The sequence below is a fragment of the Rhizobium sp. YTU87027 genome (assembly GCF_050644135.1).
Lineage (GTDB): Bacteria > Pseudomonadota > Alphaproteobacteria > Rhizobiales > Rhizobiaceae > Rhizobium.
In genome coordinates this window covers 586,357-600,958 of sequence record NZ_CP098441.1, presented here as the reverse complement: position 1 = coordinate 600,958, position 14,602 = coordinate 586,357, and the positions used below count along the sequence as shown (strand labels likewise).

The following is a 14,602-nucleotide window of genomic DNA, read 5'->3' as shown; positions in this document are numbered from 1 at the left end:
CCATGAGCCCGATCTCGAGACGCCAACTCCTTTCCGGCAGCCCGGTGACGGCATATGTCGGCCCTTGCCCACCCGGCGCATCCGCCACCACGATTGCCGACGCCTGCTCGGGTTGTGGCAGATGCGTGGAGCAATGTCCGACCGGGATAATACGAATGGCAGGCGATCTGCCATGTCTCGATTTTTCTCATGGCGAATGCACATTTTGCGGGGCGTGCGCTCAAGCATGTCCAGAACCGGTTTTCTTGGCCGAGCGCGTATTCCGGCTTCCCCACGTCGCGACAATAAGCAACGATTGCTTCGCGCAACGACGCATCGCATGCCAGTCGTGCGGCGAAGCATGCCCCGAACAAGCCATTCGTTTTCGTCCCCGCATCGGCGGCCCCTTCGTGCCGGAGCTCGATGCTGAAAGGTGCACTGGATGCGGTGCATGCCTCGGCATCTGTCCGGCGGACGCGATTTCGTTTCAGGCGCGCACCGTGGAGGCGACGGATGTCTGACGGGCGGTCACATTATCACGTATCAAGTGCTGTCGTTGCGACCGTGCCACCAAGCACCGAGCGTGTGCTTGCCGCGCTCGGCAAGATGGAGAACGTGGAAATTCACGGCCATTCCGGCGGCAAGATTATCGTCGTCATCGAAGGAACGAGTACTGGCCAACTGGGTGCGTGTTTGTCGCAAATCTCGCTGCTGGACGGAGTGATCGCGGCGAACATGGTGTTCGAGCATGTCGAGGAGGAGACGCAGTGCAATGACGGGAGAATTGACAAGGCGTGACATTCTGAAAGCTCAGGCTGCGGCCATGGCTGCCGCTGCCGCGGGCATTGCTCTTCCTGCTTCCGCCCAGCCGGTGCCTGGCGGGGTCAGCGCTCTACAGATCAAATGGTCCAAGGCTCCATGCCGTTTCTGTGGGACTGGCTGCGGCGTCATGGTTGGCGTCAAGAATGGCCAGGTGGTGGCCACTCATGGCGACATGCAGGCGGAGGTCAACCGCGGCCTGAACTGCATCAAGGGCTACTTCCTGTCGAAGATCATGTACGGCGAGGATCGGCTGAAAACGCCGCTCCTGCGCAAACGGAACGGTGTCTTTGAAAAGGACGGCGAGTTCGAGCCGGTGAGTTGGGACGAAGCCTTCGACGTGATGGCCGCACAGTGCAAGAAAGTGTTGAAGGAAAAGGGCCCGACGGCCGTCGGCATGTTTGGCTCGGGCCAGTGGACAATCTTCGAGGGTTATGCTGCCACCAAGCTCATGCGGGCGGGGTTCCGTTCCAACAACCTCGACCCCAACGCCCGGCACTGCATGGCGTCAGCCGCCTATGCCTTCATGCGCACTTTCGGCATGGACGAGCCGATGGGCGTGTATGACGATTTCGAGAATGCCGATGCCTTTGTGCTTTGGGGCTCGAACATGGCGGAGATGCACCCGATCCTGTGGACACGCGTCGCCGACCGCCGGCTCGGGCAGCCGCATGTCCGTGTCGCGGTGCTTTCCACCTTCACCCATCGCAGCATGGATCTCGCGGACATCCCGATCATCTTCAAGCCGGGGACGGATCTTGCAATCCTCAACTACATCGCCAATCACATCATCCAGACCAACCGCGTCAACCAGGACTTCGTACAGCGGCATACGCGGTTCGTCCGCGGCGCGACCGACATCGGCTATGGCTTGAGGCCAGACAATCCGTTGGAAGTGGCCGCCGCCGGCGCGGCCGATCCGACGAAGGTGGAGCCGATCGACTTCGACGCCTTCAAGACGTTCGTTTCCGAATACACCCTGGAGAAGACGGCGAAACTGACCGGCGTCGATTCCGGGTTCCTCGAGCAGCTGGCGGAACTCTATGCCGACCCCAGCCGCAAGGTCATGTCGCTCTGGACCATGGGCTTCAACCAGCATGTACGGGGCGTCTGGGCCAATCAGATGGTCTACAACATTCACCTTTTGACGGGAAAGATATCCGAGCCCGGCAACAGCCCGTTCTCCCTGACTGGCCAGCCGTCGGCCTGCGGCACCGCGCGCGAGGTCGGAACGTTTGCACATCGTCTTCCAGCCGACATGACCGTCACCAATCCCGAGCATCGCAAGCGGGCAGAAGAGATCTGGCGCATCCCGAACGGCATCATCCCCGACAAGCCAGGTTACCACGCCGTGCAGCAGGACCGCATGCTCAATGACGGCAAACTCAATTTCTATTGGGTGCAGACCACCAACAACGTTCAGGCCGCACCCAACACAAGCAACGAGACCTGGAAGGGCTATAGAAACCCGGACAACTTTATCGTCGTCTCCGATGCCTATCCGACGATCACTGCGATGAGCGCCGACCTGATCTTGCCGGCGGCCATGTGGGTGGAAAAGGAGGGGGGCTTCGGCAATGCGGAACGCCGCACCCAACTCTGGCGCCAGCTCGTCCAGGCTCCCGGAGAGGCCCGCTCCGACCTTTGGCAACTCGCGGAATTCTCCAAGCGCTTCACGACTGACGAGGTCTGGCCCGCAGATATTCTCGATGCAAACCCGGATTATCGCGGCAAGACGCTGTACGATGTGATCTTCCGCAACGGCCAGGTGGATCGCTTTGCGCTCAGCGACACCGATCCCGGCTATGACAACAACGAGGCCAAGGCCTTCGGCTTCTACATTCAGAAGGGCCTGTTCGAGGAATATGCAACGTTCGGGCGCGGCCACGGCCACGACCTTGCGCCCTTCAACATGTATCACGAAGTGCGCGGACTGCGCTGGCCGGTAGTCAACGGCAAGGAGACGCTCTGGCGCTATCGCGAGGGCTTCGATCCTTTTGTGCAGCAGGGCGAGGGCGTAAATTTCTACGGTCAGCCGGACGGCAAGGCGGTCATCATCGCCGTGCCCTACGAGCCGCCAGCCGAATCGCCAGACGAGGAGTTCGACTTCTGGCTCGTCACCGGCCGCGTGCTCGAGCACTGGCATTCCGGCTCGATGACGATGCGGGTACCCGAGCTCTTCAAGGCCTTCCCTGGCGCGCGTGTGTTCATGAACGCCGATGACGCACGCAAGCGCGGCATCAACCAGGGGGCGGAAGTCCGCATCATCTCGCGCCGCGGCGAGATCCGCTCGCGCGTCGAAACCCGCGGTCGCAACCGCATGCCGCCCGGCGTCATCTTCGTCCCCTGGTTCGATGCCAGCCAGCTCATCAACAAGGTTACGCTCGACGCCACCGATCCCATCTCCAAACAGACGGATTTCAAGAAATGCGCGGTCAAGATTGTTCCCGTGGCCGTCTGAGGCGGCCTGAATGGATGGCCGTCGCGGCAGGTCTGCTGCTGTTCGTCGCGACCGCCGCGATTGCTCAAGTGATATCAACAACGACACCCCAGCTGATCGGACGGACGCCCTCGATGGCGGTGGGCCCGGCGGCGCCATTGCCGAAGTGGATCGTTGACGACCAGCGCCGAATGCGCGCCTATCCCGACCAGCCGCCGATAATCCCTCACTCGATCGAGGGCTACGAGTTGTCGGTAAACGCCAACCGATGCATGTCCTGTCATAAGCGCGAGTTCACCCAGGAGTCCGGCGCGCCAATGATCAGCGTGACGCACTACATGACGCGTGACGGTCAGATGCTCGCCGACGTTTCGCCACGGCGCTACTTCTGCACCGCCTGTCACGTGCCGCAGGCGGATGTGCGGCCGCTTGTCAACAACGTCTTCCGGGACATGAGCGAGATGGGCGTCAAGCCCACTGGAAGCGAGTGACGCCATGATCGCGTGGATCTGGAAAGTCTTGCTCCAGGCGTGGCGGATCATGACCACGCCAGCCGCGACTCTCGGTCTCGGCGTGCTTACGCTCGGCGGGTTCATCGGCGGCGTCATGTTTTGGGGCGCATTCAACACTGCGCTCGAACTTACCAACACGGAGAAGTTCTGCGTCTCGTGCCATGAGATGCATGACAACGTCTATCAGGAGCTTTCGCGCACCATCCATTTTTCCAACCGCTCAGGGGTGCGCGCGACCTGCCCCGACTGCCACGTACCGCACCAATGGACCGACAAGATCGCACGGAAGATGCAGGCGTCAAAGGAAGTCTGGGGCAAGATATTCGGCACGATCAACACCAGGCCCAAGTTCCTGGAAAAGCGCCTGGAACTTGCTCAGCACGAATGGGCTCGCATGAAGGCCAATGACAGCCTTGAATGCCGCAACTGCCATTCCTCGGTGGCGATGGACTTGCAGAAGCAAACGCAGCGCGCGGCGCAAATACACACCCAGTATCTTCTGTCCGGTCGTGCGACATGCATCGACTGCCACAAGGGCATCGCCCACGAACTACCAAACATGGAAGGGATCGATCCTGGCTGGAAGATGCCGAAGGAACTTCAAGGCGACAAGATGGTGAACTCTACACCAATCGACGATCTACAGGACGCAATCGCAAAGGCACATGCTTCCTCGGCTGGCGTGTTTGAGTAGCATCGCAAGGAGGATGTTCCGGAGAACGGTCGCACTGACACGTTGATAGGACGACCGTCTCTATTACAGGCGCCGGGCCTGCGTACGCGCGGTCTTCACCATTTCAGGCGAATCTGTGCTCCTTGCCTTTGAACGGTGTGGCAAACAGCGTTTCGCCCACCGAAATTAGACGGTCGCCCTCCGTACGCACGACAAGCGAGGCGAGTTCCGATACGTCAAGATGAACAACCGTGTCGGCGCCCAGCCTTTCGATGTGGCGCACGACGCCGCGCCACTTTCCGTGCGCCGCGGAAAGCGAAATGTGCTCGGGACGGATGCCGTAGGTCTTGCAGCCCTCTCGCTTGGCAACCTCCCCCTCGAAAAGGTTCATCTTCGGCGAGCCGATGAAGCCGGCGACGAACGGCGTTGCCGGATTGTTGTAAAGCGTCATCGGTGTTCCGACCTGCTCGATCGTTCCGCCGTTGAGCACGACAATCTTGTCGGCCATGGTCATCGCCTCGACCTGATCGTGCGTTACATAGATCATCGTTGCGCCAAGTTTGGCGTGCAGATCTGTCAGCTCGATCCGCATCTGCGACCGTAACGAAGCGTCGAGGTTGGACAAAGGCTCATCGAACAGGAAGACCTTTGGATTGCGGATGATGGCACGACCGATTGCGACGCGCTGCCGTTGTCCGCCCGAAAGCGCCTTGGGCTTTCGATCCAAGAGATGGGAAAGCTGGAGAATGTCGGCGGTCTGCCTGACCTTTTCCGCGATCTCGGCCTTAGGCCGTTTGGCAAGCGACAGGCCGAAGCCAATATTTTCTGCCACGGTCAGATGCGGATAGAGGGCGTAGGACTGGAAAACCATAGCGATGCCGCGCTGGGAGGGTTCGGCGTCGGTGACGTCCTTGCCGTCGATGAACACCTTTCCGGAGCTTGAGGTCTCAAGTCCTGAAATGATCCTCAGCAAAGTCGATTTTCCGCAGCCGGAGGGACCGACGAAGACGCAGAATTCCCCCGCATCGATCGTGAGGTCAACGCCCTTCATCACATCCAGGCTGCCGAAGCTCTTGCGGACATTGTCAAGCACCACGCTGGTCATGGCTAACCTTTCACTGCGCCGGCGGTCATGCCCGCCACGATCTGCCGGTTGAAGAACACGAAAACGACAAGGGGCGGAAGGGTCACCAGCAGAATGTTCATGAACAACAGGTTGAACTGGGTCTGGAATTGCCCCTGAAAATTATAAAGCGTGAGCTGCACCGTTACGTTTTCCCGGCCCGGCAGGTAGTAGAGGGGGTTCGTGAAGTCGTTGAAGATGGCGATGGACTGCACGACAACGACGGTGACGGTCACCGGCTTCAAGAGCGGAAGTACGACTCGAAAGAATATCTGCAGCGGCTTGGCCCCATCGATGATCGCTGCTTCGTCGAGGTCGCGCGGGATCGTCGCGATGAAGCTTCTAAACAGCAGCACCGTGAATGCGAGACCGTAAGCGACCTGGATCAGGATCATGCCTGATATCGACTTGAAAAGGCCAAGCGACTGCAGCACCCAGATGGTTGGCACGACTGCAGGCGGGATCATCAGCCCCGCAAGAACGCAACCATAGATCACCGTGTTCCAACGCGAGGGACGGCGTTGCAAAACATATCCCACCATGGCGCCGAACAGCACGAGAAGCGTGACTGCAACCACTGTGATGACCGTCGAATTGAAGTAGGCCAGCAGCAGCATGTAGTTGCGAGCCTGGAGAACCTCGATGAAATTGTCCCAAAGCCGCCATTCGACAGGCAGGCTGAAGCGCAGCGAGGCCGCGTCCTGCTTTGTCTTGGCAGCCGTCAGGAAGATGAACAGGAAAGGCAGGACGAAGATCACGCCAGAAGCGGCAAGGGCAGCGATGCCCGTGTAGAGTTGGCGGGACTTCACAGATCCACCTCCTTACGATTGAACCACGCCGTAAGGGGCAGCACGATCAGCCCGATGAGGACGAACAAGATCACGTTTCCGGCCGTCGACAGCCCGTAAAAACCCGCCTGGTACTGCTTGTAGATGACGCTCGCCAGAACATCCGAGGAAAAGCCAGGGCCGCCGCGGGTCATGGCCCAGATCAGGTCGAAACTGCGCAGTCCACCGATCAGCGACAGCGTCACGACCGTCACCGTTGCAGGCTTGACCAATGGCACGGTCACGCGGAAGAACATCTGACGGCCGGTGGCGCCATCGATCCTGGCCGCCTCATAATAGTCCGGACTGATCGACGCGAGGCCGGCGATGTAGATCACCGTGGCAAGACCTATGCCTTTCCAGAGATCGACGAAGACGATGGAATAGAGCGCCAGTGCCGGGTCCGTCAGCCAGCCCGGACCATGAATACCCACGGCAGCAAGCACCACATTGATAAGACCCCGGGTTGGGTGCATGAGCACGGAAAAGGTCATGCCGACGCCGATGGTCGACACAAGAACGGGAAAGAAGATGACGGTGCGCAGGAAGCCCTGCGCCCAAAGACCTGATGTCAAAAGCACGGCCAGGAGCAAGCCGAGCACGGTTTTCGTGCCCGATGTCAGCACCGCATAGATGACGGTGTTGATAAGGCCCTGAACGAGAAACGGTTCACGGAAGAACTGCCGGTAGTTCTCCAGGCCGATGAACTGCGTGCTGAAGAGGTCCCACCGGGTCAGACTGAACCAGAAAGAGGCAATCGTCGGGGCCAGAAAAAGGACGGTGAAGATCACCGCCGCAGGCAGGACGAACCAGTAGGGATAAGGCGATTTGCGCGTAACCATGAGGACTCCTTGAGCACCCCCCACCCGGACGAGCACCGGGTGGGGATCGGCTGGGAGGTTACCAGTTGGGCAGGCCGAGTTGCTTGGCCTGCTTTTCGACGTCCTGATCATAGAGAGCCGCGGCGTCTTTGGCAGACCGAATTCCCGTTCCGACTTCGACGGTGATCTGCTCGAGCGCCGGCCCCTTTACCGGCGACAGAAACTCCAGTGCAGGCGCAGCCCGCCCCTCGGTTTCGAAATAGGGCAACATGTCGGAGACAACGGCCGGAATATCCTTCGGAAGCTCGCAACCCTTCACCAGATACGGGCCGGAAGGAACAGCCTTTGCCATGAGGTCACACGCCTCCTTGGTGCCGATCCAGTCGACAAACTTCTTTGCTTCCTCGACATGCCCTGACTTTGCCGAAACATAAAGCGCAGAAGGCATCCACACCGTCAGGCCATTCTTTGCCGCATCTGTGCCGGGTTGAGCGAAGAAGCCAAGATCCTTCAAATCGTCAGGAAAGTTCTGTTGAACGTTGCCGATGCCGAAGGTCAGATTGGGGTAATGTGCAGCCTCACCTGTCGCTACCATTCGCATGCCGTCGTCGAATGTCGCAGCACCGAAATCAGCATTGAGGAGGCCAGCTTTTGCAACTTCCTCGAGATGCTCGAAGCCGCGCATGGCCGCCGGCGTGTTTTCATATTTGACCTTGTTGGCGGTATAGTCGGCAGCAAAGTTCGGGACCTCCGCCTGAACATTGAAGTAGTCGGCGAGGACGAACAGCTGCGAGGTCCAGGTGGTGCCATATGTCTGCGCGACGGCCACCTTGCCTGTCGCCTTGATCTTTTCATTGTTGGCCATGAACTCCGCCCAGGTCTTGGGTGGCGTGAGGCCGAGTTCGGCATAGATCTTGCGGTTATAAAAGATGCCGCCACCCATGGCCGGACCAAACGGCGTTCCACGCACGTGTCCATCGGGACTGGTGACCACTTTCTTGAAGCTTTCGAGGATCCCAGCCTGCGATGGAAGGTCAGAAAGATCCGCCAGCGTCTCTTGCGGCTTCAGCGCCTGAAAAAGCGAACCGCCATTGTACTGAAAGATGTCGGCCATCTCGCCCGTGGCGAGACGTGTCTTGATGATGTTATCGCCCTCCGACCCGCCTGCGCGTTGCTCGACGTCAAAGCTTACATCCGGATGCTTTTGCGCATAGGCCTTCGAGACGACATCGAATGAGGCGATCGTTTCCGGGTTGGTATCGAGCAGGATGCTCAGCGTCACATCGGCGTGAGCGACGCCAGCGGCCAGCGACATGATGCTTGCGGCAAGGATGCTGCACTTCGTCATTCTCATAGTCATTTCCTCCTCCTGAAGACCGGAATGATTTCGGCTGCCGGCTTGCGGGCCAACGCCCGCAAGCATTTTTTATCAAATCGAAAAGGTGATTATGTGCTCCCCCTTGCCGAGCCCGATCTCCCGACCCGCCGCTACAACTTCACCGCACGCCGTCAGCGCCTTGCGATCCTTTCTGCCCTTGAGGCGCGCTGTCACGCCTTCCGGCAACGAAAGGCGGCAGGTCACGGCTTCCCCTTCCACGCTCCACCCGGCCTCGATGCGTCCGAAGCGAGTGTCGTGCCAGGCCGAAACCGGCGAGAGAGCCGGAAGAATTGCTGGATCGAACGCTATCTCTTCGAACCCAGGCTTGTCCTCCAACGGTTTGATGCCAGCGACATCCTCGAAGAGCCATTGGCAGACGGCGCCATAGGCATAGTGATTGTAGCTGTTCATGTCGGGATCGTAGATCGTGCCGTCTTCGGCGAGCGCATCCCACCGCTCCCAAATCGACGTTGCACCCCGCTCCACTTGATATAGCCAGCCGGGGACCTTGCGGTTCAGGAACATCTTCTGCGCCAGGTCCAGCATCCCAAGACGTGTGAGAGCAGGCAGCACCGCGGGCGTTCCGATGAAACCCGTGCCGATCACACCATCGGTCTCTTCGGAAACCCGACGGAAATACTCGCGACCGGCCTCCTCATACTCCGGCGGAACGAGGCCGTAGAGGAAGGCCAAAGCCCAGGAGGTCTGGTCATTGTGCGCAATGCGCCCGGATGGCGAAAAGAACTCGTGCCTGAAGGCCGCTCTGATTTCATCTGCTCGCGCATCGAGACGCGCAGCTTCAACGCCCTTGCCGATTGTATGGGCGATCTTTGCAGTCAATTGCGTCGAAATGAAATGGTAAAGCGTCGCCGCACAATCGTCGGCAATGGTCGGGCGCGGCTTGCGGTTGTCGCCGACGGGCTGGAGCCAGTCACCGAAGGTGAAGCCATGACTTCCCCAAACCGCGGGCGGACGGATGATCGGACCGTCGGAAATGCCCCAGAGATAGTCCAGCCAACGCAGCATGGCCGGGAAGCATTCTTCAAGGACCGAGGCATCGCCATAATGCAGGTAGAGTTGCCACGGGATGATGACGATTGCGTCGCCCCAACCTGTCGATCCCGCCCAATCCCCGCGGCCATCAACCGGGTGAAGTCGGGTCGGGTCGGGCGAAAAGTGCGGAACCGCGCCGTCGGCACGTTGGTCATGCATGACATCGCGAAGGTATTTGACGAGAAATGATCCGCTGTCGGCAAGCCAGCAAGCCGTGCCGGCAAAGACTTGCGCATCGCCGGTCCAGCCGAGCCGCTCGTCACGCTGCGGGCAATCCGTCGGAACCTCGATGAAGTTCGAGCGATGCGACCAGATGGTATTCTCGACGAGGCGGTTGACTGCGGCAACCCCTGAGGTGAAGCTACCCGTGGCGACCGGCACGGATGTAACAGGGATCATGGTGATGGCCACCAGTTCCGCCCGACCTGTTACGGTGACGCGAGCATATCGGAAGCCCATGAAGGTAAAGAGCGGCGCATAGACTTCTTCGCCGTCTCCCTTTAGCGTGTAGATCAGCTCTGCTCGTGCGCTGCGATAGTTGCGATTGTCAAAGAAACGGTTGGGTCCAAGGACTTCCGAATGTTCGACGCGAACCCGCGCTCCCGCTTCGCCCTTCACGCGGATCCGGATGTAGGCGCCTGCATTCTGGCCGAAATCGTAGACATTTCGCCTATCGGCCTCGGCCCAGCTTTCGATGGGGGAACGCCCATCGAGTTCCTTGACGGCCGCCGTTTCGTGCGGGACCAGCAATTGCTTGTCGAAGGCCAGCACCTCCACGCCGTCGGCGTCTTTCGGTTCAATGCGTGCGTCGTAATCCTCGCCAAAATAGATGCCGTTGCGGATAACTGGCGTGTAGCCGCTCTTCCAACTCTCATCCGTCGTCAACAGCGGCGCTCCGTCCGCGCTCAATTCTGCAATCGTCCCCGCTCGCTCGCCCCAGCAGTTGACGATCGGATTGGACGCCCACATGAGCTGGCTCCGATACCAACCGTCGCCCAGCCAGATCTCGATGCGATTGTGGCCCGACTTGAGCAGCTGCGTGACGCCATAAGTCTGAAATGCGATCCGGTCGTCGTAGCATGTCCAGCCGGGTGTCAGGAGGTCGTCCCCTACCCGGCGCCCATTGATGAAGGCCCGGTAAAGCCCAAGCGCGGAAATGCGCAATGTCGCGCCGGCCGGTACGGTTTCCAGTGAAAACTCCCGGGAAACGAAGGTGCCCGGGGTTCCCTGCCCGCGATCGCATGAAGGCGAAATCATCGATGCAGCAAACTGGAAAGCAGACCCGGCAAGGCCATTGGCCACGGCGACGCCGTGATCCGAGGCAATCTTCATCATGCAACCTCCCTCAACCGCCTCCTCCGGCGGAACCCATGCCGTTGTGTATATCGTTCTATGTATATCATTCTACACTCTTGATTGCCGCGCAAGAGTTTTGTGCCTATAATTTCTGAAAATCAGAACACGAGACACTTTATAATGACAAATCAGATAGTTGAGGCGCCGCACGAGAGGATCACGATCCGCCATGTGGCAAAGGATGCGGGCGTTTCCGTCGCGGCGGTCTCCAAAGTGCTCCGCAACGCCTATGGCGTCAGCGACATTCTGCGGCACAAGGTCGAGCGGTCGATCGAGAAGCTGAACTACCGGCCCTCAGTCGCCGCCCGAGGAATGCGCGGTCGCACGTACACGATCGGCGTTCTGGTGATCGAACTGTCCAACACGTTCCTCGCCGGCGTCATTGAAAGCGCCAACACCACATTGTCGGAAAGCAGCTACAAATCGCTGATCGGGCTCGGGCGCTCAGCAAGCCCGATCGAGGCGTCGATGATCGAATCCATGATCGACAACCGGATGGACGGGGTGCTGATTATTGCCCCTCGGATTTCCGGCAAGGTTCTGGAGCGCTACGCCCGTCAGATTCCCATCGTTGTGATCGCCCATCACGAGCCCCAGGCGCAGACCTACGACACCGTCAATTCCGATGACTGGAAGGGTGCGTGCCTGGCGCTCGAGGCTGCACTGCGGCAGGGATATCGCGACATTGCGATGCTGAGCTACGATCTTCTGGACTCGCCTGCATCGGTCGTCGCCGTTCAGCGCGAGATGGGCTATGCGCAGGCAATGAAGCAAGCCGGCCTGCAAAGCCGGGTCTTACGGCTTCCGCCGGTCGCGATGGATCGGAAGGTCGCGATCAACGATTTCCTGACAGCGCAAGACCGCCCCCGCGCAGTATTCGTCTGGTCGGATCTTGATGCGGTGCCGCTCATCAACGCGGCTCGAACAAGTGGCGTACGCGTTCCCGAAGATCTCGCCATCATTGGCTACGACAATTCGCCGTTCGCTGCCATACCTCTCGTTGGGCTAACCAGCGTCGATCAAAACGCCGCTCAATTGGGTCGCACGGCTGCAGAAACGCTCATGAGCCGTATCGACGGCCGCGAAGAGGTTCGACACCTGCTGGTCGAGCCGCATGTGGAGATGCGCGGCAGTCTATAGCAGTTAGCTGATCAAACAGGACATCACGACTCCAAACGCTCATGGTCTCCACCAGGCGGAAGGTCGTCATCCTTGCTCCCAACGTTGACGTTGACCAGCGCGTCGAGAGGCGAGAGGTCCCATCTCTCTTATGTTCGTATTCAAGCTCTTTAGTCATGATTTTTACTTCCGGCTTTGACGACGAAAGCACATGCGTGAAGCTGTTGAACAAAGGAGGAGACAGGGCATTTTGACGACGGCTGGCATACTCTTATGCGCGGGCTGGGTACCGCATTTCCGTATGTTCGTCTGGGGCTGCCTCTATCTAACATCGGGCATGGATTTTATCCGCCACATAGAGATGACGAGGGTTCCCCACCGGAACCCTGCCTCCATCTTTGTTCAACAGCAGATGTTTTGCTTCTCGACTGTTTGTCGCGCTTTGCACCGACGATAGGCTTTAAATTTTTGCTGTGGGAGTGACCTCCTGTCCAATCGCCCAAAGAAAAGCTGCCATCTCCCGGGCAATGGCGGTGACCGCGACGACCTTCGGCTTGCCTGCTGCCATCAGCTTGCGATAGCGCGCGCAGAGCCTCACCTGGCCTTTCCAGGCAATTTCCCGAACGGTCCTTGGCAATCCCTCTAGCCGCGCTTGGATCGTCGGGCTTACACGTGCCGGGAAGCGATATGTCCAGGCGCCTTCTATGAGGACCCGACGCGCCCTTGTGTTGCCTGCCTTTGTGATCCCACCACGCTTGACCCGTTCGCCCGTCGAGCTTTCCGACGGCACAAGACCAAGATACGCCATCAACTGACGGGGATTATCAAAGCGCCTGACATCGCCGATTTCGACCACGAAGGTGACCGCTGTCATGAATGCAACACCACGCATTGCTTGGTAGGCGGCCACAACCGGGGCCATCGACCAGGATGCTGCGGTCTCCACCACTAGCTGGGTCAGCCGGTCCAGACGCACGCCGGCATCCTCGATGGCCTGGCAATATTCCGCCAACAGGATGTGGTGGGCGGGATGATCGAAGGCCTGGCACGTCAGCCATCTTGTATGGGCGCGCGACCATGGTTTGCGGCCGGTATAGATCCGGCCATGACGCAACATGAAAGACTGAAGTTGCTGGCGCGCCTGTTTCAGCGCATCGCTGGCCGCCTCGCGAGCCCGCACCAGGTCGCGGATCGCCTCATGAGCCTCATCCGGAACCCAGACCGCGGTCAGCTCGCCCGCCCGGTGCAGGCGCGCCAGGCTTACGGCATCCCGGCGATTGGTCTTCACCCGGTCGCCCGCTCGCTTGGGCACCAACGTCGGCGCCACCACCACGCAGTCATGCCCCAGTTCGACAATTTGACGGTAAAGGCCGTAACCGGTGGGACCCGCCTCATAGCAAAAGTGAAGCTTGGCTCCGCGCTTGGAAAGCTTGTTGACCAGCGATGCCACAGACGCGGGCTCGGAAGAGATGTCGCCGAAAAACCGGACTTCGCCGTTGCGTTCTCCTTCGGCAACGGCCACTGAAATCTTCAATTTGGACGTATCCAAGCCGATGAAAATTACATTATCTTCTTTCATGGTTCGCCCTCGCTAAACTATGGGGCTCGGCTCTGGCTCTATCCAGAGCAACCCCCGAATTTAGTTTACCGCGGGGGCGGGCCACCTTCAGGCCACGAACATACGGTCTAACTGGCCCAACGGCATCGTAAACTTAACGAACTTTGGATTTCGTTATGCGATGACGTCTCATGACAGACCGTGATCCTCTTTATCGCCGCCGTCGCTTTCCAGCCGAAATCATCGCCCACGCCGTCTGGCACTATTTCCGCTTCCCATTGAGTTTGCGAGGTCGAGGACATGCTGGCCGCCCGCGGCATCATCGTCTCGCATCAGACGGTCCGGCTGTGGGCGGAGAAGTTTGGCGGTGCCTTCGCCAACGACATCCGCAGACGCACGGCCGGCCGGCTCGGCGACAAATGGAATCTCGACGAGGTCGTCATTTTGATCCGAGGCAAGAAGCATTGGCTGTGGCGCGCTGTCGATCAGGATGGTTTCGTTCTTGATGTTCTGGTCCAGAGACGCCGCAACGCCAATGCGGCAAAGCGCCTGATGCGCAAGCTCCTGAAAGTGCAAGGCCGTGCTCCACGGGTGATGATCACCGACAAACTTCGCTCCTACGACGCGGCAAAGCGCGAGATCATGCCGGGTGTTGAGCATCGATCGCACAAGGGACTGAACAATCGAGCGGAGAATTCTCATCAGCCGGTCCGGCGACGAGAGCGGATCATGAAGCGCTTCAAATCGAGGCAGCATCTACAACGTTTCGTCTCGATCCACGATCCGATTGCAAACCTGTTTTATATTCCCCGCCACGACATCCCCTCCGGCCATCATCGCGAATTGCGCGCCGCTGCAATCGTCCAATGGGCCAAAATCGCCCGGGTATGACCCTCCGCAGAAACCCGGCATCTCCGCTTGCCTCGTGATCGTTAAGTTTACAA

12 protein-coding genes and 1 pseudogene are annotated in these 14,602 nt (G+C 59.3%); 7 read left to right on the top strand and 6 right to left on the bottom strand.

The annotated features are described in order from the left end of the window. The first annotated feature begins 2 nt into the window (after window positions 1-2). Genes NBG89_RS21555 through NBG89_RS21535 form a run of 5 tightly spaced genes read left to right on the top strand, consistent with a single transcriptional unit; the run spans window position 3 to window position 4,444 of the window. Window positions 3-500, top strand: coding sequence for a ferredoxin-type protein NapF (locus NBG89_RS21555; RefSeq protein ID WP_431324152.1), 498 nt, complete (start codon window positions 3-5; stop codon window positions 498-500). Then, complete coding sequence (locus tag NBG89_RS21550; RefSeq protein ID WP_431324151.1) at window positions 493-777, top strand: chaperone NapD; 285 nt, start codon at window positions 493-495, stop codon at window positions 775-777. The genes NBG89_RS21555 and NBG89_RS21550 overlap by 8 nt, the downstream gene beginning before the upstream one ends. After that, the gene (napA, locus tag NBG89_RS21545; RefSeq protein ID WP_431324150.1) at window positions 752-3,259 is read left to right on the top strand and encodes a periplasmic nitrate reductase subunit alpha; all 2,508 of its coding nucleotides are present in this window, start codon (window positions 752-754) and stop codon (window positions 3,257-3,259) included. The genes NBG89_RS21550 and napA overlap by 26 nt, the downstream gene beginning before the upstream one ends. After that, window positions 3,226-3,729, top strand: coding sequence for a nitrate reductase cytochrome c-type subunit (locus tag NBG89_RS21540; RefSeq protein WP_431324149.1), 504 nt, complete (start codon window positions 3,226-3,228; stop codon window positions 3,727-3,729). The genes napA and NBG89_RS21540 overlap by 34 nt, the downstream gene beginning before the upstream one ends. 4 nt (window positions 3,730-3,733) lie before the next feature. After that, entirely contained in the window at window positions 3,734-4,444 is a 711-nt protein-coding gene (locus NBG89_RS21535) for a NapC/NirT family cytochrome c (RefSeq protein WP_431324148.1), read from the top strand. Between the two features lie 103 nt (window positions 4,445-4,547). On the opposite strand, the gene NBG89_RS21530 is transcribed toward NBG89_RS21535, so the two are convergent. From NBG89_RS21530 to NBG89_RS21510, 5 genes are all read right to left on the bottom strand, one after another. Then, complete coding sequence (locus NBG89_RS21530; protein WP_431324147.1) at window positions 4,548-5,528, bottom strand: ABC transporter ATP-binding protein; 981 nt, start codon at window positions 5,526-5,528, stop codon at window positions 4,548-4,550. Between the two features lie 2 nt (window positions 5,529-5,530). Beyond that, a complete protein-coding gene (locus NBG89_RS21525; RefSeq protein ID WP_431324146.1) occupies window positions 5,531-6,355 on the bottom strand; it encodes a carbohydrate ABC transporter permease in 825 nt (274 codons plus the stop codon). Then, window positions 6,352-7,215: a carbohydrate ABC transporter permease gene (locus NBG89_RS21520; protein ID WP_431324145.1), complete on the bottom strand. Its 864-nt coding sequence runs from the start codon at window positions 7,213-7,215 to the stop codon at window positions 6,352-6,354. The genes NBG89_RS21525 and NBG89_RS21520 overlap by 4 nt, the downstream gene beginning before the upstream one ends. A gap of 58 nt (window positions 7,216-7,273) precedes the next feature. After that, window positions 7,274-8,548 carry an ABC transporter substrate-binding protein gene (locus tag NBG89_RS21515; protein WP_431324599.1) on the bottom strand — a complete coding sequence of 425 codons (1,275 nt, stop codon included), beginning with the start codon at window positions 8,546-8,548 and terminating at the stop codon, window positions 7,274-7,276. A 75-nt stretch (window positions 8,549-8,623) separates the two neighbouring features. Next, on the bottom strand, window positions 8,624-10,957 hold the full coding sequence (locus NBG89_RS21510) for a family 78 glycoside hydrolase catalytic domain (RefSeq protein ID WP_431324598.1): 2,334 nt from the start codon (window positions 10,955-10,957) through the stop codon (window positions 8,624-8,626). A 144-nt stretch (window positions 10,958-11,101) separates the two neighbouring features. On the opposite strand from NBG89_RS21510, the gene NBG89_RS21505 reads away from it, so the two are divergent. Further along, the gene (locus NBG89_RS21505) at window positions 11,102-12,121 is read left to right on the top strand and encodes a LacI family DNA-binding transcriptional regulator (RefSeq protein ID WP_431324144.1); all 1,020 of its coding nucleotides are present in this window, start codon (window positions 11,102-11,104) and stop codon (window positions 12,119-12,121) included. A 439-nt stretch (window positions 12,122-12,560) separates the two neighbouring features. Here NBG89_RS21505 and NBG89_RS21500 read toward each other — a convergent pair whose 3' ends face one another. Next, a complete protein-coding gene (locus NBG89_RS21500) occupies window positions 12,561-13,679 on the bottom strand; it encodes an IS110 family transposase (RefSeq protein ID WP_431323141.1) in 1,119 nt (372 codons plus the stop codon). Window positions 13,680-13,849: 170 nt separating this feature from the next. Here NBG89_RS21500 and NBG89_RS21495 point away from each other — a divergent pair. Continuing rightward, a pseudogene (locus NBG89_RS21495) lies at window positions 13,850-14,549 on the top strand (IS6 family transposase). Window positions 14,550-14,602 lie beyond the last annotated feature (53 nt).

Coding starts and splice junctions, on each gene's coding strand:
- NBG89_RS21555 (WP_431324152.1), top strand. CDS start 3: ATGAGCCCGATCTCGAGACGCCAACTCCTTTCCGGCAGCCCGGTGACG.
- NBG89_RS21550 (WP_431324151.1), top strand. CDS start 493: ATGTCTGACGGGCGGTCACATTATCACGTATCAAGTGCTGTCGTTGCG.
- napA (WP_431324150.1), top strand. CDS start 752: ATGACGGGAGAATTGACAAGGCGTGACATTCTGAAAGCTCAGGCTGCG.
- NBG89_RS21540 (WP_431324149.1), top strand. CDS start 3,226: ATGCGCGGTCAAGATTGTTCCCGTGGCCGTCTGAGGCGGCCTGAATGG.
- NBG89_RS21535 (WP_431324148.1), top strand. CDS start 3,734: ATGATCGCGTGGATCTGGAAAGTCTTGCTCCAGGCGTGGCGGATCATG.
- NBG89_RS21530 (WP_431324147.1), bottom strand. CDS start 5,528: ATGACCAGCGTGGTGCTTGACAATGTCCGCAAGAGCTTCGGCAGCCTG.
- NBG89_RS21520 (WP_431324145.1), bottom strand. CDS start 7,215: ATGGTTACGCGCAAATCGCCTTATCCCTACTGGTTCGTCCTGCCTGCG.
- NBG89_RS21515 (WP_431324599.1), bottom strand. CDS start 8,548: ATGAGAATGACGAAGTGCAGCATCCTTGCCGCAAGCATCATGTCGCTG.
- NBG89_RS21510 (WP_431324598.1), bottom strand. CDS start 10,957: ATGAAGATTGCCTCGGATCACGGCGTCGCCGTGGCCAATGGCCTTGCC.
- NBG89_RS21505 (WP_431324144.1), top strand. CDS start 11,102: ATGACAAATCAGATAGTTGAGGCGCCGCACGAGAGGATCACGATCCGC.
- NBG89_RS21500 (WP_431323141.1), bottom strand. CDS start 13,679: ATGAAAGAAGATAATGTAATTTTCATCGGCTTGGATACGTCCAAATTG.